The sequence below is a fragment of the Ruegeria sp. N7 genome, from assembly GCF_056531345.1.
Map to the genome: position 1 here is coordinate 1 of NZ_JBQFLR010000022.1, position 24,592 is coordinate 24,592.

The window sequence follows — 24,592 nt, forward strand, 5'->3', positions numbered from 1 at the left end:
GCTGGCCAACACCCTCACCGCCTGCTGCCGCGCAAACAAACTCCCCGAACCAGAAGGCCTGACCGCGTGATATACGCGGGGGCCGGATCGGGGCGTTTCAGAGTGCAAGGTACCCTATACCTGCAAATGCAACACAACATCCAAGCCACTGCTGAAGAGCCATTTTTTCCTTCAATATGGCCCAGGCCAGAACTACGGTTAACAACCCAAAAACGGATGCCGAGACCGAGGCAAATTGTGCATTGGGCAAACCACCCGCTGAGACCACGCAAAGGATGGCAACTGCATCCAGAACACCCATCACACATAACAGGGGCATCGCTTGGGGTCCGGGCCAGATTGCTTTTCCAGATGCCACAGCAACCATCCCCAGAGTCAGGATTGCCGCCAATCGGCTGACCAGCGAGACCGAGTACTCGTTGCTAAGCTCGGTTGCATATTGTCCTAGGGCAAAGGCCGCCGCGAAGCCGACGGCCGCAACCAGCGACAGCAGTATTGTTGGGCCTGTTGCCGGATACACCACCGCATCCCGTTCGGACTTGGCTGCGACCACGGAAACCCCGATGCCAATCGCAATGACGGCAAGCCAATGCAGCGGGCTGATAGTTGCACCCCGCCATATGGCCAGCAACACGGACAAGACCGGGTAACTCGCGACAAGTGGCGCAACCAACCGAACCGGGCCACGCTGAAAAGCGGCATACATGCTGATACCCGCCAACAGATAAAACCCGCCCGCGGCGACAGCGGTGAACACTGCGGCACCAGAAATCGAGTCAAATGTACCCAGCGTCACCGTCAGACCAAACTGAAGCACCGCGCCCGATATCAGCACGACCATCAGCGACGCGATCACGCTGACAGACTGGCTGACATAACGTACTGCCAGATCGTGTATCCCCCAGCAAAGTGCCGCGACCAGGCCAAGCGCCAGAGCAGTCATTTTGTCATCACCATCATCGGCTTTGTTTCAATCCGCTTGAGACCATGCATACGTCAAACTGTCACTGGTATTAAACTTATTTTCCTGTTATGCAATATTATTGAAGCCAAAGGCAGTAAGAGGCAGCACATGACGTCTGCATTAGAGCAACTTGGCGGTGAGAGCCGGCTGCGCAGTCTGGTTGAGCGTTTCTATGATCGGATGGAAACGGATCCGGCAGTTTATTCCTTGCACAGGCTACACTTTCGCGGCCATGGGCTAAACCATACCAGACAGGCCCAGTTCGAGTTTCTCAGCGGTTTTCTGGGAGGGCGGGCCTATTACCGCGAACGATTTGGTCATATGGACCTGCGCGAAATTCATGCGCATGTCCCTATCCGCGAAGCTGATGCCGAGCTTTGGCTGGAGACGTTTGACGCCGCGCTGGCGGATTGCGGCATGTCCGGTCCGGTTGTCGACAGGATGCGCGTGACGTTGCGCAGGGCGGCGCTCATGCTGGTCAATGACGTACCTGACTGGCGGCTGGAGGCGGATGCGGGCGCAGATGCCCGTGACACACAGCGTGAAAAGAGCGACTAACTTCGCGTGGCCATCGCAGAAACAGGGCCGCCTATGGCGCGGCCCCGATATGCAACCCTGCAATCCGACTTAGATATCGAGCGTGTTGTCTTTTTCCCAGCGCGAGAAATGGGAAACAAAAGAGTTCCATTCCTGATGCTTCATTTTCAGGAAAGCTGACGAGAATTCGGAACCCATCATCGCCTTCAGCTCTTTGTCCTTGTCGTATTCGCGCAGCGCATCAAGCATGTTCAGGGGCAGTTTCGGTGCACCGCGTACCTTATGGCCTTCGGCATACATATCGATGTCCCAGCGCTTGCCGGGATCGGCCTTGGACCGGATACCTGACAGCCCGGCCGCGATGATGACGGCCTGTAGCAGGTAGGGGTTGGTTGCGCCATCGGGCAAGCGCAATTCGAAACGTCCGGGGCCGGGAACGCGCACCATGTGCGTGCGGTTGTTGCCGGTCCAAGTCACCGTGTTAGGCGCCCAGGTAGCACCGGATATCGTCCGCGGCGCGTTGATGCGTTTGTAGCTGTTCACCGTGGGGTTGGTGATCGCCGCCAGTGCCGAGGCGTGTTTCATGATCCCGCCGAGGAAGTGCTTGCCGCGTTCTCCCAGACCAACCTCGCCGGTTGGGCCGTCACCCTCTCCTGCGAATACATTGGTTTTGGCGGCATCACCCGGCGCATCCCAGACCGAGATATGGGCGTGGCAGCCATTGCCGGTCAGTCCTTCGACCGGTTTCGGCATGAATGTCGCCCGAAGCCCGTGTTTTTCCGCGATCGATTTTGCCATGAACTTGAAGAAGGAATGCTTGTCTGCTGTGCGCAGGACATCATCAAATTCCCAGTTCATCTCGAACTGGCCGTTGGCATCCTCGTGGTCGTTCTGGTACGGACCCCAGCCCAGGTCCAGCATGTAGTCACAAATTTCGCGCACCACATCATAACGGCGCATCACGGCCTGTTGGTCATAACAGGGCTTTTCGGCTGTATCAAACGGATCACTGATCTGTTCGCCATCCGGGGTCATCAAAAAGAACTCGGCCTCGATCCCGGTTTTGACATGCATGCCCTCGCTTGCCGCTTCGCCAATCAGGCGGCGCAGAACATTGCGCGGGGCTTGCGCGACGTCCTTGCCTTCCATCACACAGTTGCCCGCAACCCATGCCACCTCTGGCTTCCATGGCAGCTGGATCACCGATGACGGGTCCGGCACCGCCAGCATGTCAGGATGCGCAGGGGTCATATCCAGCCAGGTGGCAAACCCGGCAAAACCAGCGCCATCTTCCTGCATCTCGGCAATGGCTTGCGCTGGCACCAGTTTGGCCCGCTGTCCACCAAACAGATCGGTGAACGAGATCATGAAGTATTTGACGCCTTTTTCTTTTGCGAAAGCTGCGAGATCTGTCGTCACGATTGCTTTCCTTTCCCTGTTGAATTTTCGGTTTTCAAAGCAAGAACGCGGCCCCCATTCAGGAGGCCGCGTCGCATATGTTCAGAACCCTTCCTTGCCTGGGTACCAACTGGTTCCCGCTAAGGGCACCCGCGCCATCGCGGCGGCCTCCATAGTCAGGGCACACAGGTCCTCCGGCTCGAGGTTGTGCAGGTGGTTGTGACCGCAGGCGCGCGCAATGGTCTGCGCCTCTAACGTCATGACCTTCAGGTAGTTGCGCAGCCTGCGACCCGCTTCGACGGGGTTCAAGCGCGCGGCAAGCTCAGGGTCCTGCGTTGTGATGCCAGCGGGGTCGCGCCCTTCGTGCCAGTCATCATAGGCCCCTGTGGTCGTGCCCAGTTTCTGATACTCGGATTCCCATTTGGGATCGTTGTCGCCAAGGGCCACCAGAGCGGCGGTGCCAATGGCAACCGCATCGGCCCCAAGCGCCAATGCTTTGGCCACATCGGCACCTGTTCTTATGCCACCCGAAATGACCAACTGAACTTCACGATGTACACCCAAATCCTGCAACGCCTGCACGGCGGGGCGGATACAGGCCAGCGTGGGCAAGCCAACATGTTCGATGAACACATCCTGCGTGGCGGCTGTGCCACCCTGCATCCCGTCCATGACCACGACATCGGCCCCGGCCTTTACCGCCAGTGCAGTATCATAATAGGGGCGCGTCGCGCCGACCTTGACATAGATCGGCACCTGCCAACCGGTGATTTCGCGCAGCTCAAGGATCTTGATCTCCAGATCGTCCGGCCCGGTCCAGTCCGGATGGCGACAGGCCGAACGCTGGTCGATGCCTTTGGGCAGGGTCCGCATTTCGGCCACACGGTCGCTGATCTTCTGACCCAGAAGCATCCCGCCACCGCCGGGTTTAGCGCCTTGCCCGACCACGACTTCAATCGCATCCGCCTTACGCAAATCATTCGGGTTCATGCCGTAGCGCGAGGGCAGATACTGGTAGACCAGCTTGGATGAATGACCCCGTTCTTCCGGGGTCATGCCGCCATCACCGGTTGTGGTCGACGTGCCCGCAGCAGATGCGCCACGGCCCAAAGCCTCTTTGGCGGGACCAGACAACGCGCCGAAACTCATACCCGCGATGGTGATCGGAATATCCAACTTGATCGGATTTTTCGCAAAACGTGTGCCTAGCGTAACCGAGGTATCGCAGCGCTCGCGATATCCTTCCAGCGGATAGCGCGAGATGGATGCGCCCAAAAACAGCAGATCGTCGAAATGAGGGACCCTGCGCTTGGCGCCACCTCCTCGAATATCATAGATGCCTGTCGCGGCTGCGCGTCGGATCTCGGCATTGATGGGGTTGGAGAACGTCGCCGACTGGATCGGCAGGGTGCGGGGGATCTGATCGTCCATATCTTTCATACCCTTCTTCCTCAGTATGCGGCGGCGTTGTCGATGTCGAAATTGTACAGCTGCCGAGCCGAGCCGTAGCGTTTGAACTCTTCCGGTTTGGCATCACAGCCCGCCCGGTCCAGCAGGTCTTTCAGTATCTCCAGATGTTCGGGACGCATTTCCTTCTCGATACAATCGGCACCAAGACTTTTGACCGAGCCGCGCACGAACAGCCGCGCCTCGTAGAGTGAATCCCCCAGCGCATCGCCTGCGTTTCCGCAGACCACCAGGTTTCCGGCTTGCGCCATGAAGGCGGACATGTGGCCGATATTGCCGTGCACGACGATGTCGATGCCTTTCATCGAAATGCCGCAGCGCGAGCTTGCATTGCCCTTGATCACCAGCAATCCGCCATGGCCGGTCGCGCCGGCATATTGGCTGGCGTCACCATCGACGATGACCTGACCGGACATCATGTTCTCTGCAACACCCGGCCCGACGGACCCTTCGACCTTGATAGTTGCCTGCTGGTTCATCCCCGCGCAGTAATACCCGGTCGATCCCTTGACCGTCACCTCGATCGGCGCGTCCAGCCCAACGGCAATCGCATGGCTGCCCTTGGGATTTACAATTTCCCAACGGGTCTGGTTGGTCTCGGAATTTTGTGCCTGCAAGCAAGAGTTCAATCCGCGCAGCCCGTCTGCCTCTAGATCATAGGTCTGCATATCAGGCGGCCTTTTCGTGGGTTGTGGGGCTGTCGTTGTGCGACCAGAAATAAACGGTGGACGGTTCAGGTTCCCAAACTCGTGCATCTTCGATGCCGGGCAGGTTCACTAGGGCGCGATACTCGCTGCCAAAAGCCACATACTGATCGGTTTCAGCCATCACGGCTGGTTTACACGCGATCGGATCACGCACGACGCCAAAGCCGTCCTTGGTTCCCACGACAAAAGTGAAGAAACCGTCCAGATCATCGATGCTGGATTCCAGAGCCTCGCCCAAGGTGGCACCATTCATCATCTTCCAGGTCAGGTAGGCTGCGCCAACTTCGGTGTCGTTCTCTGTCTGGATCGTTACACCCGCGCGGCGCAGTTTGCGGCGCAACGAGTTATGGTTGGACAGCGACCCGTTATGGACCAGACATTGGTCGGACCCTGTATTGAACGGGTGGGCACCCATTGTGGTCACCGCAGATTCCGTCGCCATGCGGGTGTGTCCGATGCCATGCGTGCCGCTCATTCCGCTGAGGTTAAAACGCTCGGCAACATCCTTCGGCAGGCCGACTTCCTTGTAGATTTCAAGGCTGTCACCACGGCTCATCACCCGGACCGACGGGCGGATCTCAGCCAGAGCGGACCGTGCAGCTTCGAACTGACCGGCAGGAATTTCCAAAACGGCATGTGTGTCGTTGTTTCTTTGACCAACAGACGTACCCAGGCTTTTGCCCAACTCGTCCGCAAGGTCGACAAAATCGGTTTCGGGGTTGGGGGACTGAACCGTAATCTTGGTTTTACCCGCCGATTCTGCGCCATAAATCGCAATACCGGCACTGTCGGGGCCACGATCTGTCATCGTGATCAGCATGTCTGTCAGCATATTGCCCAGTTGAGGAGCAAGGGACTGATCTTTGAGGAATAATCCAACAATTCCGCACATGGCTGGCAGATCTCCTTGTGTGTTTCGTTATGATTCGACGGTACCAATTATTCTGCAGGATATCAATAACGGTAGGAAAGTTTTTTTCCTGTCAGGCAATGGACGCATCCATTGATCTTGCGCCCATTGCCGGTTCTCAAAACCGGATCAATAACGATCCAGCTGTGCTTTTACTCTGTCTTCGTCTCCTGCGTGGCGGGCTTTTTCAAGATGCTCGCCCTCGCGGACAAATTGGATACGGTGCCAGCCGATCCAGAAGACGACGCCGATGATGACCATCAGAATTTCGTACCCCTGGAAGGGATAGACCGGGCCGACTTCGGCAAGATCAACGGCCCAACTTGTATATCCGATTGTAGACATAACGTTCTCCTCTATTTCGCGGCTGCGCCACGGGCGGCCAGCTCTTCTTTGTCAGCCGCGATGATCGCTGCTTTGGCATCTTCGTAGGCATGGTGTTCGGCGTAATCGAGGCCCTGAAGCTCAACCTCTTCCGGTATGCGAAGAACACCGGCAGCAGCTTGCAACTTGGCCACGATCCAACCGGGCATGAAACCCAGCACAAAGAACATTATGACTGCACCGGTGACCTGTCCGACCGGATTGATCGTCGCATATCCTTCGTAAGGCGAAGACGGGACACCCCACAGGACAAACCCAGCAATGATGAGGCCAATGACACCTGAGTACCCGTGCACTGCAACCGCCCCGACAGCATCATCCAGCTTGAACCGGCGTTCGACCCAGTAGTGCAGCTTGTAGACAATCACGACACCGATCGCGCCGATGATCATCGCCTGGATCGGGTGGTACAGGTCATTCCCTGCGGATGCGGTGATAACACCGGCCAGCCCGCCAGAGAACGTCCAGAAGGCATCGCCTTTTGAAACCACATACGCCGCCATCAATCCACCAGACAGAGACATCAGGAAATTGAAGGTGATCGCCGAGAGAGTCGTCGGAGCCAGATAGATGTTTGTTGCGGTCCAGGTCACGCCAGTGATCTGCCCGTCAATCGCCTCGGGAGAGATCACCGGAACGTTGCAGGCAGCGTAGAAACCCCAGAAGCCGGTGTAGATCAGGAAAATCCCGATCGTCAGCATCCAAGGATTGTGAGGTGGAATATCCCGAGGAGTTCCGTCCTTAGCAAACTTGCCAAGGCGCGGACCCAGAACCATGATCACACCAAGCGCATACCCCCCCGCGATCGCGTGAATAACGCCGGATGCATAGGCATCATGATACCCCAGAACACGCACCATCCAGCCGGCATAGTGCCAACCCCATGCGGCATCGATGATCCAGAAGACCGACCCGATCAGCACCGCATGTACCCAAAGGGCCGAAGATCTGATCCGCTCGATCACCGAGCCGGAAACGATCGAGGCCGCGGTCCACGAAAACAGCAAGAATGCGGCCCAGAAGACCCCTGTGATTCTGTCGCCAAGGTTGGTGGCCATTGTGTCGGCCCAAGGCAGATTCGCGGCACCCGCTTCTGCATCCAGACCGCCCCAGAACGGAAAGTTCGGAAAGGCCCAGTAGATCCACCATCCAAAGAAGAAGAACGTGACCGTCACCAGTGGGATGATCATGATGTTTTTCATCAATGTGTGCATGTGGTTACGCGCTCGGCTGGCGCCGACCTCGTACATGCAAAAGCCCACATGGATGAGGAACATGAAGACGACCGTTACCCAGTAATAAAACTCGGTAAAGACCGTCGTGAGTGCGTTTAGATTACCATCCACTTCGTAGTCTCCCTGTTGTTGCAGCAGGAGGTCCGCCCGCGCAGAATTTCCTGCTGGGAATATTTATCTACTCAGAGGACATTTTCATTTGCGACCTGTCAATAGATATGTGGGGCAAACACCTTTTAGGCCTGTCCGTAACCTAAGCTTTGGCACACCAAAAACGGACCTAAACATCTGACAAACAACTAACAAATTCCCTTCTCAGGAATGTTTTCAGGGTGCAAAAATTGCAGGCAAATATTCCCAGCAGGAAAATTTTCTGCACTCAGGTGTTGATTTTCAATCCAACATCGGCCTCAATGTGGCCAACAAAAACGATCAACGGGAGACCTGAACCATGGCCATTCTTTGGAGGACGTCGGCCCTTGCGCAGCGCCATGCCGAGATCGGCGGCGAGCTTGAGGACTGGAACGGAATGGGGACCGCTTGGTTCTATGACCACAGCCCTGAACGTGCCAAAGCGGACTACGAAGCCATCCGCACCAAAGCTGGTCTTATGGATGTATCCGGCCTGAAAAAGGTTCATGTGGTTGGCGAGGATGCCGCCTATGTTATTGATCGTGTCACCACGCGGAATGTGGAAAAAATCATGCCTGGCCGATCGACCTATGCCTCGATCCTGAATGCCGAAGGCAAGTTTGTTGATGACTGCATCATCTATCGTCTGTCGGTGAACACGTGGTTGGTGGTGCATGGCACCGGAACAGGCATGGAGCAGCTGACATCCGTGGCGGCAGGCAAGAACTGCTCGGTCATTTTTGACGACGACATGCATGATATGTCGCTGCAAGGGCCAGTCGCCGTTGATTTCCTGGCAAAGCATATCCCCGGCATTCGTGACCTGGCTTATTTCGGCATCATGCAGACCAAGCTTTATGGGTGCCCGGTGATGGTTTCGCGGACCGGGTATACCGGTGAGCGTGGGTACGAGATTTTCTGTCAGGCCAAACATGCTGTGCATCTGTGGGACAGCATTCTGGCTGACGGCAAGGACATGGGCATCGTACCAGTCCAGTTCTCGACACTCGATCTGCTGCGCACCGAAAGTTACCTGCTGTTCTATCCGGGCGATAATTCGGAAACCTATCCGTTCGATGGTGAGACATGTGGCGATACGCTGTGGGAACTGGGTCTGGATTTCACTGTCTCGCCCGGCAAGACCGGCTTTATCGGCGCCGAGAACCATTATGCCTCGAAAGGCAAGGAACGGTTCAAGATCTATGGCGTCAAGTTGGAAGGCACGACACCGGCGAATGAGGGCGCGGACCTGCTGCAGAATGGTGAAAAGGTCGGTGTTGTCACCTTTGGCATGTATTCCGAAATCAACGGGCATAATGTGGGTATCGCGCGGATGCCGGTTGCCTGCGCATCGCCCGGAACCAAGCTGACGGTGCGCAACGGAGATGGAACGGAAATAGCGGCGACTGCGGAAGAGATGCCGTTCTACGATCAGGATAAATCGATCAGAACCGCAAAGGGCTGAGTTTCAGGGGGCGCAACGGGCATACCGTGGCGCCCTTTTCCTATTTGAGGGTACAATGTCAAAGTTCGAATTTCCCAAGTCAATCACAAGCCGACCGATCTGGGGCACGCTGGAAGCTCGCAAGGGTGACCATCATCTCATGATCGCCGAAGCCGAAGGCGCAGAAGCCGTTCTCGACATCGCGACGCCTGATCTGATGGCCAAAACGCATCTGATCTACATCCCTAAAGGGACGGACTACTCGGAAAGGTTGCAGGCGCTGAACCCCGCCCAATTCTACGAAGGTCCATCCTATGCGGCCGCGCTGCAACGCATCCGCCGCGTGCTGGAGGACGCGCATATGGGATTGCAGGTCTATCTGAGCGGTACTGAGGGCATGATGGGTCAGGCCATGAATGAGGTGACAGCAGTCGGCCTGCCACACACGGCGATACAGACCGAACATCGCGGTTCGGTTGCACGCCGGATGCAATGCGTGCACTGCAAAGGCATCACCGAAGATGTCGAGGTTGATCCGTTTGTCTGCTCGCATTGCGGGCTGAATCTGTTCGTGCGCGATCACTACTCCCGCCGGCTTGCCGCCTATCAGGGTGTCCGTGTCGACGCCGAAGATCATGGCAACGTGCCCGAGCCAAAGGGGATCTACGAATGAGTGGTGCCGAGAAAATTCAGGTCAAAGTGACCGAAATCACCCCGCTGAATGAACTGGTGACGCGGTTCCGGTTCGAACGCATCGACGGCGGTCAGTTGCCAACATTTTCGGGCGGAGCGCATACCGTTGTCGAAATGAAGGATGGCGGCATCACACGGCTTAATCCTTATTCCCTGATGTCCGACCCGTTTGATCAGTCATCCTATACGATCTCGGTCCGCCGCGATGATGAAGGCAGGGGCGGTTCGTTGTTCATGCACCGTCAGGTAAAGCTGGGTGATGAAATGACCATCAGTTATCCGGTCAACCTGTTCTCTCTTGACTTGCGCGCCCGCAAGCACCTGTTTCTGGCCGGTGGCATTGGCATCACGCCCTTTCTGGCGCAGATCAAGCAACTCGAACTGCTGCACGGGCACTGGGAACTGCATTACGCGTGTCGCAACACGGCATTGGCGTCTTATGCCGAGCAACTGACAGACAGGCATCCGAATGAAACCCATCTGTATTACGACGACCAAGACCAGCAGATTGATCTGAAAAACCTGCTGAGCGGGCAACCCTTGGGTACACATGTATATGTCTGCGGTCCCAAGGGCATGATTGATTGGGTGCGCAACACCGCGGCTGCCGAAGGCTGGCCCGAGGATTGCGTCCATTACGAAGAGTTTCTGGCCCCGCGACCCGGCAAACCGTTCGAAGTGCGGTTGGCCACATCGGACAAAGTTATTCATGTGGGCGAGAATGAAAGCCTGCTGGAGGCGATCGAACGTGAAGGCGTGGATGCACCGTATCTGTGCCGCGGCGGGGCTTGTGGCCAATGCGAAACCGTTGTGCTGGATCATGATGGCAATTTCGTTCACCGCGACCACTGGCTGACCGACGAAGAAAAGGCAGCGGGCAAGAAAATCATGCCTTGCGTATCGCGTTTCGAGGGCAAGTCCCTTGTGCTGGACCGCTAAGAGGAGGCCCAACATGACCATTCAATTCAACGACGAGTCCTTCCGCGACGATTATACGTTTCATAACTCGGACTGGGCGATAAAACGCTTTCCGTTTCCGTTCCACGAAGACAGCTACATGTATTCGGTCAACATGGAACAGCATCGCGGCGGGCCCGAAGGGTCAGTCTATGAAAAGCGGTTCGATGTGGACGAACATTATGTTTCGGAAATGAAAGACCGCGCCATCGTTCTGGATCAGGACCCGCTGCGTTGCCAGTCTTTGCCACACATGACATTGGCGGGTTGGGACATTCTGGAACTGATTATGGTTTGCAAGTCCGAGGATTACCCGGATCTGTTTGAACTGCACCGCAACGGCAACCAGTGGCGCTGGATCAACAAACCATTGGGGATTGATCACAGCTTTACCTTCATGGATGAAACCACCCTGCCCTGCGGGCCGATGGAATATATCACCCGTCAGGCCCAGGGTGACTATGCGGTGCTTGATCAACGTGACGACATGCTGTGGATGGATGCCGGAATGGTGACCACCCAGGCCGACTGGAGCCTGGATTTCGACATTGGCATGAACTTTTTCGAATGGCACGCCCCGGTACCACTGGCCCACGAGATGGGTATCTTTCAGCGTGCGCTGAAATTCTTGCTGAGTATTCAGCAGGGCGCACCCGCACGCCGCCTGAACTGGACCATGACGGTCAACCCGCTTTTGGATACCAGCCCGGAGAACTACCATAAATGGGGTATTCAGAAAACCACACTGACACCGGAGAATATTGGCCAAAAACAACATCTTCGGGTCGAGTTGCAGACATTCTTCCGACTACCGCGTTCAAACGCGCTGTTATTCCCAATCCGCTGTTATCTGTGTAGTTTTCAGGATCTGATGACTGTACCGAAATGGGGTCGTCGCCTGCATCGTGTTGTTCGTGATCTGCCAGTGGAACTGGCAACCTACAAAGGGTTCATCGACAACCGGCCGCTGATGCTGGACTATCTCAGCCAGTTCGACGACGGGTTGCCCACCTCGCCCGGGATCTGGCCGGATCTGGAAACGGAACCCCCCTTGTCAAAGTAAACCGGCAATGTCAGGTGTCTTGGCTGTTATGACTGATCCAGACAGAACACCGTGGCTCATCCCGAGCGATGACTTCGCTCTGTATGACGCTCTGGCGCTGCTGCGCGAGTCCTTTCGGTACATGGATGCTCGGATCGACCCTCCGTCGTCCATCCATCGTCTGAACGTGGACGGAATGCTTGCGCATTGTCAAAGTGGCGGAGAAATCTGGGCCATCGGCCGACCGCTTTTCGCCTGCATGTTTCTAACGCCCAAGCCCGACAGCTTGTACCTTGGAAAGCTGGCAGTGAAGGACGGATTGCGAGGACAGGGTATTTGCCGGTCCTTGGTGGATCATGCTGCAATCCGCGCAGCGCAGCTTGGCCTGCCCGCGCTGGAACTGCAAACGCGCGTGGAGCTCACTGAAAACCATCGCATATTTTCCAGGCTTGGGTTCACGATTGTCAGCACGGGCAGCCATGAGGGGTATGACAGACCCACAGATTTCCTGCTGCGCAAGCCGATCAGTTTGTCTGCGGATAGCTGATCACTGAAAGATAGCGTGCCGGCAGATTGACCAACCGTTCCGGGCCGTGGGGTGCGTCGGCGTCAAAGAACAGGGTATCGCCGGGCTTCAGGGGATAAATCTGGTCCCCGTGGCGATAGTCTACCTCGCCTTCAAGCATGTAAATCGTCTCAATTCCGCCATGTTGGAACGTTGGGAACACATCGGATTCAGCAGTCAGTGTGATCAGGTAAGGTTCCACGATTACACCTGATCCATTGGCGCCGATATGCCCAAGCAGGTTGTACTGATGGTTGGCGCGAGTTCCCTCGCGCTCCAGTTCGACCCCTTCACCAGCTTTCGTATGAACCGCCTCGCGGCGTTCTTCAAACTGACGGAAAAAGCTAGTCAGAGGAACCGAGAGCGCATCCGCCAGCAATTGCAGGGTTGTCAGAGAAGGTGACGTGTTGCCGTTTTCGATCTTCGACAACATGCCGATTGACAACCCAGTTAGCTGAGCCAGGTCTGCAACCGTGATGTTCTGCTGTTTACGAAACGCTCGAACCTCGCGACCAATGGCGACTTCGAGAACTTTTTCCCTGTCACCCGAACGAACCGAATGCGGGTCCTGACTCAGATTTATCGCCATGTCTTTGTCTTTTTTTTTCAATTTCACTCTTTCAACGTCTTGCTACACTTGTCCAAACCGGTTCTGCAACCAGGCGCGGTGCAATAGCCCATCCAATTCGGACCACAATAGCACCAAGCTTTCCTGATAGTAAAATAATCATGCTGACAGAGAATATGAGCACACTGTTCAATCGCAGGAACCGTTCCGCTGCACGCAGGTGTTTTGCCAAAACGCTGGACTGCCAGGTTTCACTGCATCAATCTGAAATCTCGGCTAAATCGACCCAGCGATTTACTTGGGTCGATTTCAGTACTGCGCCACAGAATCGCATTTCGTAGCGACCGTCTTCAAATGTCGCCAGTTGCGTAAAGTGCGACATGCTGCCTGTCGTCAGGGAATTTGGGACAGTTGGCCGCCTGAACTAAGAGAGGATCAGGCTCACCTGGTTGTTTTGATTATGCGGCGGATTCGAGGTGGAGCAAGCGCCGGGTTTCGATTGTCTTTTGTTTGGTCCTTCCTCGTTGTCTTAGTATGGTCTGCCCGCGTCCGAAGTAGACATCGGCCGGGGTTAGGTGTTCAGTTTCGGCATCTGGTGGATTGGATTTAGGATGGATCGATCTGGTTTTGATGTCCAGATTTTGCAGATGTATTCATATGGTGCGAGACCGCTGAGCGTCTTCAGTCTGAGGGCAAAGTTGTAGGGGTCAATTGCGGAAGAGTGTGGAATCCAACGCTAAGAAAACAATGACGCCATTGCGGGACGGGGCGAAATGACACTCTGAGCGATTTCGTGTTGCGCGCGCTCACAGCACCTGTATGCCGCAGGGACGGAATTTTCGGCGCCGCGGTGCAGCGCGGAGACCGGCCATTCATCGACTGCGCAGCAATTTTCGGACACCCAATTTACGAGTCGCGGACGAGAGTCCTATTTCGCTGCGGTTGCACCAACGTCCGGTCGCACGACGGGTTTCTAGTCAACGATCACCACCTGCCCTGTGAGAGCACCCTCGACACATTTCGCATATGCCAATCCAACATGATGGGATGAAACCGGTTTGTGGCCGTGAAACCATGCGCCGTAACGTGGCGCGGACACGTCCAACATGCCCGGACTGACAACATTGACTCTCAACCCGCGCGGCATCTCGATTGCAGCGCTCTTTACGAAGCCTGCCAATGCTCCGTTAGCGGTTGCCGCATTTGAACCCATTCTGATCGGATCGCGATCAAGAACACCGCTTGTCAGAGTGAAGGAACCTGCATCCGAAATGACGTCCAGCCCAGCCAGGACAAGGTTCACTTGCGCCATAACCTTTTGCTGAAGACCCACCATGAAGGTCACTTGGGTCATCTGCGGCAACGGGGCAAAGGTCGCGTCGCCTGCACAGGACACCACAGCATCGAAATTGCCGAGGCTTTCATACAGTGATTTCACCGCGTTTAAGTCACTTGAATCGACCCGATGGTCCCCACTTGAACGTCCCACTGTGACGATTTCATGCCTTTGCCGAAGCTCCTTGCAGGCAGCTTGTCCAATATCACCACCTGCTCCGACTACGATAATTCTCATGCCTGATCCTTCAATATCTCATCATAGCGTTTCAGTTTTCGATTTAGGATCACGCGGCATCGGTCCAGATCGGCCTGTCGATCTTCCAGGCGGCGGCTATGTGCCAAAAGGGCAGCTTTGCGCTCAGGGACTTTGCCGTCGCCGGATGCGTAAAGCTCCGCAAAAGCCCGCATTTCTGCCAAAGGCATACCTGTCGAACGAAGGGACGCCAGTAACTCTAACCAATCGGCATCTGTCTTCGAGAATTTGCGCTTGCCATCCGCGCCGCGTTGGACGAATGGACACAACCCCGATTTCTCATAGAAACGAATTGTTGAAGCGCTGAGTCCGGTGCGTTCTGCAACTTCTGAAATCATCATGCGATCTGATCCTCTCGCCCAAGTCCCTACCTACCTGAAGCTACTTCAGGTCAAGCAACTTCTGCAGAAACTCTCAAAAGCCGCCATTCTCGCATCGCGCAGCTTCGGCCACTCTGGCTCGCTGCAAAGCGCTTGGGCAGTATCGATGCGGACAGACAGGACTTGGCGCGCCGCGGCCAAGGTCAGCTTTCGACGTATCAGGCAGCCACCATATCAACTTCGGCAGCCGAGAATCCAAAAGAAGCGACCATGTTCCGATGGGCATCGGTCCCAAGGAATTGCGAAAGAACTGCGTCGACTTCGTTCCGCAGGTTTGTGTCGTTCAAACCAAACGCGAATGACCCGAACGCAGGAGGTTTTTCTGAGTTTGGCACAAGGATCAGTTCCAGGTCCCATTCCGGGTTCTGCTCGATAAATCCACCATGCGCTCGACCCACGCTGGCATAGGCATCGGCGGTGCCTTCACAAACAGCTTGTGCGGCCTCGGCATATGTTTCGAAAATCATGATGCGCTCTGCGCTGACGCCAAATTCAATCGCCGAGCGATGCTGAAACTGGTCCCGGATAACCGCCAAACGGATATCAGAATTGTCGGCAACCGATCGATATCCGCTCAAACCCATCTGATTGCCCCCAGCCACCAGGAGCCCGTCGGGTAGCGCCCAGATCGGGCGGCTGAACAATGCGCTCTTCCTGCGTTCTTCCGTTCCAAAAAGACCGGTCGTCATGCGCCATCGGCCATCCCCGACCCCGGGCAAGAGTTCAGCAAATTCCGTTTCTACCGTTTCAAAACCGGCAATGCCAAGTTGCGCCAATACATACCGCGCGAGTTCAACGTCACAGCCCGTGACGAGGCCTGTTGCATCGACGTAATTGAACGGCGGTTCGATCAGGTAGGCAAACTTCATGGGTCATCCTCTTTGGTGTCCGGGCCATAGCTGGCGATCTTGATGGCGAGGATACTTTCGCATTTTTCGAGAGTAGCGCGTTTGGCTTTTAGCGTTGACGCGTGGCCCAACAGGATTTGTCGCCGTTCTTCGATACCTGCATCGCCCACTTTGGCAAGAGTCGTGAACCGACGCATTTGCTTGAGTGGCATGCCGGTTTCGCGCAGCCAATAGAGCAGAGTCAGCCACTCGACCAAACGAGGCGTAAACCGACGATGTCCATCGGTGCCACGCTCGATCTCTGGCAGCATTCCCGACTTCTCGTAGAACCTTATAGTATGTGCGGATAGCCCACAGGCTTCCGCAGCTTCAGCAATTCTCATCTTCGCAAATGTTCCTCTGATCTCTGGGTAGCGAGTTAGAGCCACTCTAAGTCAATAGCGACTATTGAAAAGCCGGCATTCGTGCAGAGTGCGGCATCTGTCAAACTGGGCTCTGGGCGGTCATCGAAGGCGGAGCAGCATCTGAATTAAGAGAGATCTGTGGAGCCATCGAGGACGGCCCAAACCAATCTCTCAGCGCAACCCCATACTCTGCGGTCGCTGCCCGAAATTCAGACATTCGCTGCAGGCACGAAAGGTAGGATCACCGCAAGGTCAGCAGTGCGAACAAAGCTGGCATCAGCAATTCGTGTTTGAGACCCACTACCGATGCAAGTCTCCGTTCAAGTAGCGCAGACCGGTGTCGATGATCACGGTCACTACGGTTTTGCCCGGTCCAAGTTCCTTGGCCTTTTTCAGGGCCGCCCAGATGTTTGCACCTGACGTCACACCGCCAAGCAAACCTTCCTGGCCAGCGAGCGCCCGGGCCCCCCAATAGGCGTCTTCATCCTTCACTGGAATTACATCATCGATGAGGTCCCTGCGCAGGATCTTCGGCACGAAGGATAAGCCTATCCCCTCGAGCTTGTGCGTACCACTGGTGTCACCTCCTGAGAGGTTGCGCACGTAGTAGGGCTCCACGGCGACAACTTCGGTGTTGGGATTGTGCGTCTTCAAGACCTCGGCATTGCCCGAAATGCAACCGCCACCGCCCGCAGCCATGACGAAGGCATGTACGGGAGTGTTTACTTGGCTCAGAATTTCCTGAGCCATGTCGTGATACCCCAGCTTGTTATCTATGTTGTTCACCTGATCCGGCCAAAACGTGCCCGGTTCCCCGGCCAGTTCTTTTGCGCGCACAATCATCCGGTCGAGTACATCCGCAGTCAGCACGCCGCCCTCGGCGTGAACAATTTCCACTTCCGCGCCGAACGCTCTCATCGTTTGTAGCTTTTCCTCGGAGAACCCGTTTGAAGACACAAAGTAGGCCTTATACCCGCGAGTGGCACAGACCATCGCCAGCGAGCTTCCGGTGCTGCCACCAGTGTACTCGACAACGCGCCCACCGGGCTTCAACTCTCCGCGCCGTTCGGCCCCTTCGATCATCGACAAGGCCATGCGGTCTTTCATGCTGCCCGTTGGGTTGGCCCCTTCCCACTTCACATAGATGTCGGCGTGATCGGGTCCTGTCAGATGGGACAGTTTGATGAGTGGGGTATTGCCGATGGTGGTCATTTTGGAGCCTTTCGCGGACTGTCATCACCAGTGGCTTCCATAAGTTAAGTCACATACTGAGTCAAACTTCCATTTTTTAAGTAACTGCGCTAAGTTCAACAAATTGACAGCTAACATGAGGACGGAATGACCCAAACAGAGCATGAGTTTCGTTCCCGATGCTCGATTGCGCGCAGCCTTGAGATCCTTGGTGACAAATGGACCCTGCTGGTGGTGCGAGACCTGTTGTGGCACGGAAAACATACATTCCAGGAATTGCAGAACAGTGAGGAACACCTGCCCCCAAACCTTCTGTCTCAACGACTAAAGCGGTTGATGGAGTGGGGGCTTGTGGAGCGGGTGGCCTATCAGGTCAGGCCAGTGCGCTATCGTTACATGCTTACCGACCGGGGGCGAGCGTTAGAGCCAACCTTGTTGGGGATCATGAACTGGGGGCACTTGCACTTAGGGGGAGGACTGTTCGACCCAACGCTTGGCAAGACAGTGGCTGGAACATCGGTCTGAGTTTCCAGACACGTTCGTTCTGGGTTCGTAGCAGACCTGGGAGCATGCGCGTCAACTAGATTCCAGAGTTTGCGACACATCCTCGGCATGTCCGAAGCAGAATACCAACGGCTTCGCGATCTGACCAGCGAATGGCGTTTCGGCAACAACTATCTGCTGACGATCCTCCTGGAACACTTAGACGATGTTGTGGACAGGAGGCTTGGAGCACCGTGATGGCGGACTTCATCGAGGAATACGGTCAGCCGGAAAGCGGCAGATTGCGTTAGCTGACGATGAGGCCCGGCCGATAGTGTTGAAAAACTCTGATTTTGCCCAAAAGTGGTGGAATAGTTGGCCGTAGAGAGCAAGTCGAAGACCCCGGCTAGGCGTAAGAACACAGCTTCGACGTCGTCAATCTGGATTTGACCAAGGCTTCGGCAAAGGTGACGGCACAGGCAACACCATCAACAACTGGCAAACCAAACTCCTCGGATAATTGTGACATCAAGTCTGTCATTCCGGCACAACCCAGAACGATGGCTTCAGCTTTGTCCTCGTCAATGGCGGCGCGAATTTCAGCCCGTATCTTATCTATTGTCGCCGGATCGTTTTCCTCAAGCTTCAGAACCGGCACGTCCGATGCCCGAACCCGGGCACATCTGCGATCCAGGCCATATTTCAGCAAATTGGTTTCCAACCCAGCCAGAGATCGGGACAGCGTAGTAATGACGCTGAATTTTGGACTGATCATGGAGGCCGCGTGATAGGCGGCCTCACCAACACCAACGACCGGAGCCGAGGTGATGCAACGTACAGCGTCGACGCCTGTGTCATCGAAACAGGCCACTACGATGCCATCCACATCCGGATGCTGCTTGACCACATCCAACAAGCCCGGAACACAAGTAGAGACATCCAGATAGCCCTGTATGCTGGCGGGACCGTCTTGCGAAGTGGCAGCAATAATCATGGTTTCAGGATGCGCAGCCGCCCGCGCTGCCTCTTCTATCTTTCGCGTCATGGAACTGGTGGTGTTGGGATTGACGACTAGAAGTTTCACAACGTCCTCACATTTCTCCGCCCAGATAGGCGGCTTTGATCCGGGGATCAGTCAACAGCTCTTTGGAATTGCCCGAGATCACCACATTTCCAGTGGTTAGTGCATAGGCACGGTGCGAAATCGAAAGCGCCATGCGCGAGTTCTGTTCGACCAGCAGCACAGACACACCTTCGTCCCGGTTGATAGCTACAATAGACCGCGCAATGTCTTGCACCAGCTTGGGCGCAATTCCCAACGACGGCTCATCCAGCAACAGAAGGCGTGGCTTTGCCATCAGAGCGCGCCCGATCACCATCATCTGCTGCTCGCCACCCGACAAGGTTCCTGCCGACTGGCTGTAGCGCTCTTTCAGACGCGGAAACCGTTCCAGAACCGAATCCAGAGTGCGCTGAACATCCGCTTTGTCCGAGCGGGTAAACGCCCCCATCAGAAGATTGTCTTTTACCGACATGTACGGGAAGACGCGCCGCCCTTCGGGCACCATAGCGATGCCTTTCGAGACGATCTCGGCCGGATTGGTTCCGGCAATCTGTTCGCCCTCGAACGCAACCGAACCGGATTTGATCTTCGCCAGCCCAGTGATCGCCCGCAGGATCGAGCTTTTGCCTGCCCCATTGGCACCGATCAGAGCAACCGTTTCGCCTTGCTCAAGATCTATTGATACCCCTTTAAGGGCATAGACGTGATCGTAGTAAAGCTCGACATCCTTGAAATCTAACATCTTGGTCATGGCTCAGATCCCAATCTCGTCGTCGGCGCTGCCCAGATAGGCTTCGATAACTTTTTCGTTGTTCTGGACTTCTACCGGTGTGCCCTCGGCGATCATCTCACCGAAGTTCAGCACGACGATCCGGTCCGAGATATTCATCACCGCAGGCATGTCATGTTCTACCAGTAGAACGGTCACCCCCCGGTCATCTCGCACCTTGCGCACCAGATTGACCATTTTCATGGTCTCGTCATGGTTCATCCCGGCGAAGGGTTCATCCAGCAGCAACACTTTGGGATCGGTCGCCAGACCAATCGCGATCCCCAACGCCCGCAGGTTGCCCTGCGGCAGGTTTGAGGCCTGTTCGTTGGCGATCTCGGTCATGCCGAGGAATTCGATCAGATCGTCGGCATATTGCCCGAAGCTGTCGACATCTTCATGCGCCGTTTTTGTGCCCCAGAAATACCCGGCCAACGAAGCACGGGCCCTTAAGTGCTGAGCGACGATGATGCTTTCGCGCACTGTCATGGATTTGAAGATCGTCGTTTCCTGAAACGTACGGACAATGCCTTTGCGGGCCACTGCGTGTGGTTTCAGGTTTGAAATTCTCTCGCCCTTGAACAGCACCTCTCCGGTCGTGGTCGGCAGGAAGGATGAGATCATCTTGAACAGTGTGCTTTTGCCCGCACCGTTCGGTCCGATCACCGACAGGATCTCGTTTTCATTGACGTTGAACGAGATGTTGCTGTTCGCGGTCAGGCCACCGAATTTCTTGGTGACATGGCGGACTTCCAGAAGATGGCTCATTTGTCCTCTCCTTTCTTGCCAGGCAGACGCAGGCTGAGCAGCCCGTTGGGCAGGAACAGCATCAGGATGATCAGCAAGCTGGAATAGGCCAGCAGCTGGAAACGACCCAACTCGAACAACAGGTCCCAGCCAAAATACAGGACCAGCGTGCCCAACATCGGGCCAAACACATATCCCAGACCACCGAGGAAGCAATTCAGCATGAAGTTCACACTGTCGGCGACCTGAAAGCTGGACGGATAAACCGATTGCGCGATCGATCCGAACATCGCACCGCCAATGCCGCCCAGAAAGGACGAGATGGCAAAGACGATGACCCGGATATACGAGATGTTCACACCTATGGAGCTGGCCAGTTCCTCATTCTGCTGCATCGAGCGGCAAAGGTGGCCAAGGCGCGAATTCACCAGCCGGTACATGGCGGCAAAGGTCAGGACCATCAGAACACAGGCGGTGTAGTAGAAGGCCAGTCTTGGGTTCTCCAGTGTTCCGAAATCGGGTATCAGAGGGATACCCAGGATCGACACCCCGCCCGGAAGCGGGATCGAGGTGATGCCCTTGGCACCATTCGTGACAGGCAAGGCAAGCGCAGTCAGGGTGACGACCTGTGTCAGCACCAGCGAGATCATTGCAAAATACACGCCCCGCAGCCGCAGGATCGGCAGACCGATCAGAACCGCCACACCGGCTGCAAAGAGGCCCGCAAGCGGCAGGGACAGCCAGAACGAAATGCCAGCCTTGGTCACCAGAATGGCCGAGACATAAGCTCCGATCAGGGCAAAGGCGCCCTGCCCTATGTTAATGCGACCGATATAGAAGGTCAGCCAGACACCGGCACTGGCGATCGACAGCAGCGCTACCGAGGTCAGCGTGTAGTACAGGTCAGACCGTCCGGAGGCGGCGACAAAGCTGGGAACCGCGATGAAGATGGCCAGCAGGAAGACCGCCACACCGGCCCATTGGATCATTGAAAATTTTGGCACTGCGTTATCCCCACGGTTTGCCCATCAGGCCCTGCGGGCGGATGGCCAGGAAAATCATCAGCGAGACGAAGATCAGCAGATAGGTGATATCGCCATATTGCGAGAGCACCGCTAAACCGATGGCTTCCATGAAGCCAAGGATGATACCGCCTGCGATTGCGCCGGAAATCACACCTGCGCCGCCGATCATGACCATCATGAAAGCCTTGATTGAGGTCGGTCCGCCCATACCCAGATTGACGCCGGTAATAGTCACGAGCAGACCGCCGACCAGACCAGCCAGCATTGCGCCCAATGCAAATCCAATCATGGAGTAGCGAGCAACATTGACTCCCATCAGTTGGGCAGCGGTTCTGTCCTGCGCCAGCGCACGCAGGGCGCGGCCGGTTTTGGAATACTGCATAAACAGGATGAAAGTGACGATCGACAGAATAGCCAGCACGCAGATCAAAATACGGTCATATGGCATGATCAACTTGAAATCCCAGTTGAAAACCCCGTTGACGATCTTGGGCACACCGCGCTGTTTTTCTCCAAAGACCAGCAGGATGACCGCGTCAAACAGAAACGCCAGTCCCGCCGCCAGCAGCATTGTGCTTTCTTCGCGCGATGACCGTCGTATGACTGGGGCGAACAGAAACCGTTCTATCAGCGCGCCGAGCACGGCCAGAGTGATACAGGACGCCAGCAGCGCAAGGATGAAAGGCCAGCCAAGTTGTCCGTAGAAGGTGTAGGTCACAAAGCCGCCGAGAACGTACATCTGTCCGTGAGCAAAATTCAGTACGTTCATCAGGGCAAAGATCAGCGTCAGACCCAAGGCGATCATCGCATATTGCGCGCCCAGATAGATGCCGTTTGCTAGTATCTGTTCCATGATAGTCCCGCGTTAGGTTCGGGTTTCCCGGGCCGATCATCAGCCCGGGAGTTTGAGTGGCTCGTTAGGCTTTCGCCTTGTCGTGGGGAGTTCTGCCTCAGTCGACTTCAGCGACAAAGAGTGTTTCAAACTGTCCGTCCTGGTAGACATTCACTACCAGCGGGACCGCAATCTGACGCTTTTGTCCGAAGGAGGTTGTTCCGACGTACCGCATTACGGCGTCGCCCTTCATGAAAGGGTTCGGTGCTTCGAACGTGTCCATCGTGGTCTGGAACGCCTTGACGTCGTCAATGCCCGCCGGGTTGGCGTTCAGAGTCGCCAGAATATACTCCAGCGCATAGACCTTGGTATTCGATTCATCGTTATATTCGCCGAACATGTCAGTGTAACGCTTGACGAATTCCTTCATTTCGTCCGATGCGATTTCAGGCGTCGATGCACCGCCGACCGAGATGAACCCGTTGGCCAGATCGCCCGCACCTTCGCGCAGAACCGTCGCATCCTGCGCGGTCTCGGTCGAGATGATGCCCTGATACCCCAGTTCGCGCGCAGACCGGATCAACTGAGGTGCATTGGCCGGCGAGACGCCGGACAGAACCAGCAAATCAGGCTGCGTGCGCATTACAGGCGTCAGAACCGGGGTAAAATCTGTCGTGTCCACCTGATACGTCACGTTGTCAGACACAACTTCAAGACCCAGCGCATTTGCCGCTGCGATCCCTCCATCCCGCTGGCTCAGCGGATCAGACTCGTTGGCAGCAACAAAGGCCACGCTCTTTACGCCTTTTTCGTCGCGCAGGTATTCGTAAATCGCCGGGCCGGATTGATAGTTCGCAACCATGCCCAAAACCGCATTGGACGCCGGAGCGGTATAAAGCTCTTTCGGGAAGGCATATGGGAAATACATAATCCCTTTTGCTTCGGCAACTGGGCGCACGGCGGCTGCGCCGTCATCCACGTTAGGACCAACCACATAGTGGATCCCTTCCTGTGCCATCTTCTCCATGCCTGCGATTGCGCGCTTGGGGTCTTTCTGGTCATCGAACGAGACGATTTCGATGTCGTATGTGGTATCGCCAATCTTGTAGCCCCCGGATTCGTTGATCCAGTCAGCCCGCGCCTCCATCGAGCGCTGGTTCGAGATGCCCCAGGCCGCTGCCGGACCTGAAGTCACACCAACAAAGCCAATCTTAAGAACCGGGTTTTCCGCCCAGGCGGTGGAGCCCAGAACGGATATGGCCATCGCCAGGGCCGCCGATGATTTCATCAGATTTCTGCGTTTCATTGTTTCCTCCCTATTGAGGTTTGGGCGCCTCTTTTGTGCGCTTGCAAAGGTTATTGAGTCACAGGTCGAATCCCGGTGATGTTGTTAAACTCAGCATTGTTAACAATCTATGTCAACATTTTTAATCAACGGCAGTGTTGATATTGTGAACAAATGCTCAATATATTGTCATTCGGAAGCCGTGCGTCTAATAAAAACGAACATGAATTCCAGCCAAATCGGAACAAGATGACAGACGCCCAACAAAAACTCGACACCGTCCAATCTGATCCGGATGAGCAATTGATCGTCGATCGAATTTATTCCGCGGTTATGGAACAGAAGCTGGCTCCACGAACCAAATTGAGTGAACAAACCTTATGTGAGACCTTTGGCGTTGGTCGCATGCGCGTCCGCCGCGCGTTGTTGTTATTGAGCAGCCAAGGCATTGTTGAACTTCATTCCAACCGCGGTGCCTTTATAGCCTGTCCAAGCCCTGACGAAGCTCGAGAGGTTTTTGAGGCCCGCTTGATGATTGAGTCTGGCATCGTACGTACACTAGCACATGAAAACGGCAGCCTGGGAATCGACGCATTACGGACACATGTCAAAGAAGAAGATAAGGCTCGGGCAGCTAATGATCGAACCGAGATTATTCGGCTCTCAGGTGAGTTTCATGTGGAGCTGGCCAAATGCCACAACAATACGGTACTCACACGCATTGTCCGCGAGCTGGTAACCCGGTCGTCTCTGATCGTGGCATTGTTCGGAACCAACAGAGACTCTTCGTGCCCCGATGATGAGCACGCTTCGATCATTAATGCGATCTTGAGTGGTGATCCAAAATCCGCGGAAGACAACATCCAACACCATCTCCTTCACGTAAAAAACAGTCTGGATCTGGAACAAACCCGAAAGGTTGAACCCGATCTGGCTAAGATACTCACCGGGCGCATGTAATTGGATCTGTT

The 24,592-nt window shown here is 55.5% G+C and carries 27 protein-coding genes and 1 pseudogene; 8 read left to right on the forward strand and 20 right to left on the reverse strand.

The window, feature by feature from the left end:
* Positions 1–97: 97 nt before the first annotated feature.
* Positions 98–943, reverse strand: coding sequence for an EamA family transporter (locus ACR0ES_RS18080; RefSeq protein WP_480483616.1), 846 nt, complete (start codon positions 941–943; stop codon positions 98–100).
* A 129-nt stretch (positions 944–1,072) separates the two neighbouring features.
* Here ACR0ES_RS18080 and ACR0ES_RS18085 point away from each other — a divergent pair, with 129 nt between their 5' ends.
* A complete protein-coding gene (locus ACR0ES_RS18085) occupies positions 1,073–1,522 on the forward strand; it encodes a group II truncated hemoglobin (protein WP_480478526.1) in 450 nt (149 codons plus the stop codon).
* Between the two features lie 69 nt (positions 1,523–1,591).
* On the opposite strand, the gene glnT is transcribed toward ACR0ES_RS18085, so the two are convergent.
* The 6 genes from glnT to ACR0ES_RS18115 all read right to left on the reverse strand — a co-directional run bounded on the left by glnT (position 1,592) and on the right by ACR0ES_RS18115 (position 7,713).
* Positions 1,592–2,920, reverse strand: coding sequence for a type III glutamate--ammonia ligase (glnT, locus tag ACR0ES_RS18090; protein ID WP_480483615.1), 1,329 nt, complete (start codon positions 2,918–2,920; stop codon positions 1,592–1,594).
* 81 nt (positions 2,921–3,001) lie between these two features.
* The gene (locus ACR0ES_RS18095; RefSeq protein WP_480483619.1) at positions 3,002–4,330 is read right to left on the reverse strand and encodes an FMN-binding glutamate synthase family protein; all 1,329 of its coding nucleotides are present in this window, start codon (positions 4,328–4,330) and stop codon (positions 3,002–3,004) included.
* Between the two features lie 20 nt (positions 4,331–4,350).
* On the reverse strand, positions 4,351–5,034 hold the full coding sequence (locus ACR0ES_RS18100; protein ID WP_480483614.1) for a protein GlxC: 684 nt from the start codon (positions 5,032–5,034) through the stop codon (positions 4,351–4,353).
* 1 nt (position 5,035) lies between these two features.
* A complete protein-coding gene (locus ACR0ES_RS18105) occupies positions 5,036–5,965 on the reverse strand; it encodes a class II glutamine amidotransferase (RefSeq protein ID WP_480545992.1) in 930 nt (309 codons plus the stop codon).
* A 147-nt stretch (positions 5,966–6,112) separates the two neighbouring features.
* Positions 6,113–6,328 carry a hypothetical protein gene (locus ACR0ES_RS18110; protein WP_480483612.1) on the reverse strand — a complete coding sequence of 72 codons (216 nt, stop codon included), beginning with the start codon at positions 6,326–6,328 and terminating at the stop codon, positions 6,113–6,115.
* Between the two features lie 11 nt (positions 6,329–6,339).
* A complete protein-coding gene (locus tag ACR0ES_RS18115; protein WP_480483611.1) occupies positions 6,340–7,713 on the reverse strand; it encodes an ammonium transporter in 1,374 nt (457 codons plus the stop codon).
* 340 nt (positions 7,714–8,053) lie between these two features.
* On the opposite strand from ACR0ES_RS18115, the gene ACR0ES_RS18120 reads away from it, so the two are divergent.
* From ACR0ES_RS18120 to ACR0ES_RS18140, 5 genes are read left to right on the forward strand one after another with little or no spacing between them, the layout of a single operon-like run.
* A complete protein-coding gene (locus tag ACR0ES_RS18120) occupies positions 8,054–9,199 on the forward strand; it encodes an aminomethyl transferase family protein (protein WP_480478538.1) in 1,146 nt (381 codons plus the stop codon).
* A 55-nt stretch (positions 9,200–9,254) separates the two neighbouring features.
* Complete coding sequence (locus ACR0ES_RS18125; protein WP_480487939.1) at positions 9,255–9,851, forward strand: dimethylamine monooxygenase subunit DmmA family protein; 597 nt, start codon at positions 9,255–9,257, stop codon at positions 9,849–9,851.
* Positions 9,848–10,810: a PDR/VanB family oxidoreductase gene (locus ACR0ES_RS18130; RefSeq protein ID WP_480773867.1), complete on the forward strand. Its 963-nt coding sequence runs from the start codon at positions 9,848–9,850 to the stop codon at positions 10,808–10,810. The genes ACR0ES_RS18125 and ACR0ES_RS18130 overlap by 4 nt, the downstream gene beginning before the upstream one ends.
* 13 nt (positions 10,811–10,823) lie before the next feature.
* Complete coding sequence (locus tag ACR0ES_RS18135) at positions 10,824–11,891, forward strand: heme-dependent oxidative N-demethylase family protein (protein WP_480508327.1); 1,068 nt, start codon at positions 10,824–10,826, stop codon at positions 11,889–11,891.
* A gap of 28 nt (positions 11,892–11,919) precedes the next feature.
* A complete protein-coding gene (locus ACR0ES_RS18140; protein ID WP_480483606.1) occupies positions 11,920–12,417 on the forward strand; it encodes a GNAT family N-acetyltransferase in 498 nt (165 codons plus the stop codon).
* Here the strand turns inward: ACR0ES_RS18140 and ACR0ES_RS18145 are convergent.
* The 7 genes and pseudogenes from ACR0ES_RS18145 to ACR0ES_RS18175 all read right to left on the reverse strand — a co-directional run bounded on the left by ACR0ES_RS18145 (position 12,395) and on the right by ACR0ES_RS18175 (position 17,438).
* Positions 12,395–13,024, reverse strand: coding sequence for a helix-turn-helix domain-containing protein (locus tag ACR0ES_RS18145; RefSeq protein ID WP_480483605.1), 630 nt, complete (start codon positions 13,022–13,024; stop codon positions 12,395–12,397). The genes ACR0ES_RS18140 and ACR0ES_RS18145 overlap by 23 nt on opposite strands.
* 550 nt (positions 13,025–13,574) lie before the next feature.
* A pseudogene (locus ACR0ES_RS18150) lies at positions 13,575–13,706 on the reverse strand (IS481 family transposase); the annotation flags it as partial.
* Between the two features lie 270 nt (positions 13,707–13,976).
* Positions 13,977–14,576: a short chain dehydrogenase gene (locus tag ACR0ES_RS18155; RefSeq protein WP_480483604.1), complete on the reverse strand. Its 600-nt coding sequence runs from the start codon at positions 14,574–14,576 to the stop codon at positions 13,977–13,979.
* Positions 14,573–14,935 carry a MerR family transcriptional regulator gene (locus ACR0ES_RS18160; protein ID WP_480558960.1) on the reverse strand — a complete coding sequence of 121 codons (363 nt, stop codon included), beginning with the start codon at positions 14,933–14,935 and terminating at the stop codon, positions 14,573–14,575. The genes ACR0ES_RS18155 and ACR0ES_RS18160 overlap by 4 nt, the downstream gene beginning before the upstream one ends.
* A gap of 197 nt (positions 14,936–15,132) precedes the next feature.
* Positions 15,133–15,843: a transporter substrate-binding domain-containing protein gene (locus tag ACR0ES_RS18165; protein ID WP_480773865.1), complete on the reverse strand. Its 711-nt coding sequence runs from the start codon at positions 15,841–15,843 to the stop codon at positions 15,133–15,135.
* Positions 15,840–16,205, reverse strand: coding sequence for a MerR family transcriptional regulator (locus tag ACR0ES_RS18170; protein ID WP_480773864.1), 366 nt, complete (start codon positions 16,203–16,205; stop codon positions 15,840–15,842). Before ACR0ES_RS18170 ends, ACR0ES_RS18165 begins: the two co-directional genes overlap by 4 nt.
* Before the next feature lie 321 nt (positions 16,206–16,526).
* Positions 16,527–17,438: a PLP-dependent cysteine synthase family protein gene (locus tag ACR0ES_RS18175; protein WP_480487943.1), complete on the reverse strand. Its 912-nt coding sequence runs from the start codon at positions 17,436–17,438 to the stop codon at positions 16,527–16,529.
* Between the two features lie 126 nt (positions 17,439–17,564).
* On the opposite strand from ACR0ES_RS18175, the gene ACR0ES_RS18180 reads away from it, so the two are divergent.
* Positions 17,565–17,942 carry a winged helix-turn-helix transcriptional regulator gene (locus ACR0ES_RS18180; RefSeq protein ID WP_480487944.1) on the forward strand — a complete coding sequence of 126 codons (378 nt, stop codon included), beginning with the start codon at positions 17,565–17,567 and terminating at the stop codon, positions 17,940–17,942.
* Between the two features lie 364 nt (positions 17,943–18,306).
* Here the strand turns inward: ACR0ES_RS18180 and ACR0ES_RS18185 are convergent, their stop codons facing one another.
* The 6 genes from ACR0ES_RS18185 to ACR0ES_RS18210 form a co-directional block, all read right to left on the reverse strand.
* Positions 18,307–18,984: an aspartate/glutamate racemase family protein gene (locus ACR0ES_RS18185; RefSeq protein ID WP_480483598.1), complete on the reverse strand. Its 678-nt coding sequence runs from the start codon at positions 18,982–18,984 to the stop codon at positions 18,307–18,309.
* A gap of 7 nt (positions 18,985–18,991) precedes the next feature.
* Positions 18,992–19,714, reverse strand: a complete 723-nt coding sequence (locus tag ACR0ES_RS18190) for an ABC transporter ATP-binding protein (protein ID WP_480487946.1) — start codon at positions 19,712–19,714, stop codon at positions 18,992–18,994.
* Between the two features lie 3 nt (positions 19,715–19,717).
* Complete coding sequence (locus tag ACR0ES_RS18195) at positions 19,718–20,500, reverse strand: ABC transporter ATP-binding protein (protein ID WP_480773862.1); 783 nt, start codon at positions 20,498–20,500, stop codon at positions 19,718–19,720.
* On the reverse strand, positions 20,497–21,468 hold the full coding sequence (locus ACR0ES_RS18200; RefSeq protein ID WP_480483618.1) for a branched-chain amino acid ABC transporter permease: 972 nt from the start codon (positions 21,466–21,468) through the stop codon (positions 20,497–20,499). The genes ACR0ES_RS18195 and ACR0ES_RS18200 overlap by 4 nt, the downstream gene beginning before the upstream one ends.
* A gap of 19 nt (positions 21,469–21,487) precedes the next feature.
* Positions 21,488–22,357: a branched-chain amino acid ABC transporter permease gene (locus tag ACR0ES_RS18205; RefSeq protein ID WP_480483595.1), complete on the reverse strand. Its 870-nt coding sequence runs from the start codon at positions 22,355–22,357 to the stop codon at positions 21,488–21,490.
* A gap of 97 nt (positions 22,358–22,454) precedes the next feature.
* Entirely contained in the window at positions 22,455–23,642 is a 1,188-nt protein-coding gene (locus tag ACR0ES_RS18210) for an ABC transporter substrate-binding protein (RefSeq protein ID WP_480773861.1), read from the reverse strand.
* Between the two features lie 228 nt (positions 23,643–23,870).
* Between ACR0ES_RS18210 and ACR0ES_RS18215 the strand changes: the two genes are divergently transcribed.
* Positions 23,871–24,581 (forward strand): GntR family transcriptional regulator, encoded by a 711-nt coding sequence (locus ACR0ES_RS18215; protein ID WP_480773860.1) that lies wholly within the window; start codon positions 23,871–23,873, stop codon positions 24,579–24,581.
* Positions 24,582–24,592 lie beyond the last annotated feature (11 nt).

Coding starts and splice junctions, on each gene's coding strand:
- ACR0ES_RS18080 (WP_480483616.1), bottom strand. CDS start 943: ATGACTGCTCTGGCGCTTGGCCTGGTCGCGGCACTTTGCTGGGGGATA.
- ACR0ES_RS18085 (WP_480478526.1), top strand. CDS start 1,073: ATGACGTCTGCATTAGAGCAACTTGGCGGTGAGAGCCGGCTGCGCAGT.
- ACR0ES_RS18095 (WP_480483619.1), bottom strand. CDS start 4,330: ATGGACGATCAGATCCCCCGCACCCTGCCGATCCAGTCGGCGACGTTC.
- ACR0ES_RS18100 (WP_480483614.1), bottom strand. CDS start 5,034: ATGCAGACCTATGATCTAGAGGCAGACGGGCTGCGCGGATTGAACTCT.
- ACR0ES_RS18105 (WP_480545992.1), bottom strand. CDS start 5,965: ATGTGCGGAATTGTTGGATTATTCCTCAAAGATCAGTCCCTTGCTCCT.
- ACR0ES_RS18110 (WP_480483612.1), bottom strand. CDS start 6,328: ATGTCTACAATCGGATATACAAGTTGGGCCGTTGATCTTGCCGAAGTC.
- ACR0ES_RS18120 (WP_480478538.1), top strand. CDS start 8,054: ATGGCCATTCTTTGGAGGACGTCGGCCCTTGCGCAGCGCCATGCCGAG.
- ACR0ES_RS18125 (WP_480487939.1), top strand. CDS start 9,255: ATGTCAAAGTTCGAATTTCCCAAGTCAATCACAAGCCGACCGATCTGG.
- ACR0ES_RS18130 (WP_480773867.1), top strand. CDS start 9,848: ATGAGTGGTGCCGAGAAAATTCAGGTCAAAGTGACCGAAATCACCCCG.
- ACR0ES_RS18135 (WP_480508327.1), top strand. CDS start 10,824: ATGACCATTCAATTCAACGACGAGTCCTTCCGCGACGATTATACGTTT.
- ACR0ES_RS18140 (WP_480483606.1), top strand. CDS start 11,920: ATGACTGATCCAGACAGAACACCGTGGCTCATCCCGAGCGATGACTTC.
- ACR0ES_RS18145 (WP_480483605.1), bottom strand. CDS start 13,024: ATGGCGATAAATCTGAGTCAGGACCCGCATTCGGTTCGTTCGGGTGAC.
- ACR0ES_RS18155 (WP_480483604.1), bottom strand. CDS start 14,576: ATGAGAATTATCGTAGTCGGAGCAGGTGGTGATATTGGACAAGCTGCC.
- ACR0ES_RS18160 (WP_480558960.1), bottom strand. CDS start 14,935: ATGATGATTTCAGAAGTTGCAGAACGCACCGGACTCAGCGCTTCAACA.
- ACR0ES_RS18165 (WP_480773865.1), bottom strand. CDS start 15,843: ATGAAGTTTGCCTACCTGATCGAACCGCCGTTCAATTACGTCGATGCA.
- ACR0ES_RS18170 (WP_480773864.1), bottom strand. CDS start 16,205: ATGAGAATTGCTGAAGCTGCGGAAGCCTGTGGGCTATCCGCACATACT.
- ACR0ES_RS18175 (WP_480487943.1), bottom strand. CDS start 17,438: ATGACCACCATCGGCAATACCCCACTCATCAAACTGTCCCATCTGACA.
- ACR0ES_RS18180 (WP_480487944.1), top strand. CDS start 17,565: ATGACCCAAACAGAGCATGAGTTTCGTTCCCGATGCTCGATTGCGCGC.
- ACR0ES_RS18190 (WP_480487946.1), bottom strand. CDS start 19,714: ATGACCAAGATGTTAGATTTCAAGGATGTCGAGCTTTACTACGATCAC.
- ACR0ES_RS18195 (WP_480773862.1), bottom strand. CDS start 20,500: ATGAGCCATCTTCTGGAAGTCCGCCATGTCACCAAGAAATTCGGTGGC.
- ACR0ES_RS18200 (WP_480483618.1), bottom strand. CDS start 21,468: ATGATCCAATGGGCCGGTGTGGCGGTCTTCCTGCTGGCCATCTTCATC.
- ACR0ES_RS18205 (WP_480483595.1), bottom strand. CDS start 22,357: ATGGAACAGATACTAGCAAACGGCATCTATCTGGGCGCGCAATATGCG.
- ACR0ES_RS18210 (WP_480773861.1), bottom strand. CDS start 23,642: ATGAAACGCAGAAATCTGATGAAATCATCGGCGGCCCTGGCGATGGCC.
- ACR0ES_RS18215 (WP_480773860.1), top strand. CDS start 23,871: ATGACAGACGCCCAACAAAAACTCGACACCGTCCAATCTGATCCGGAT.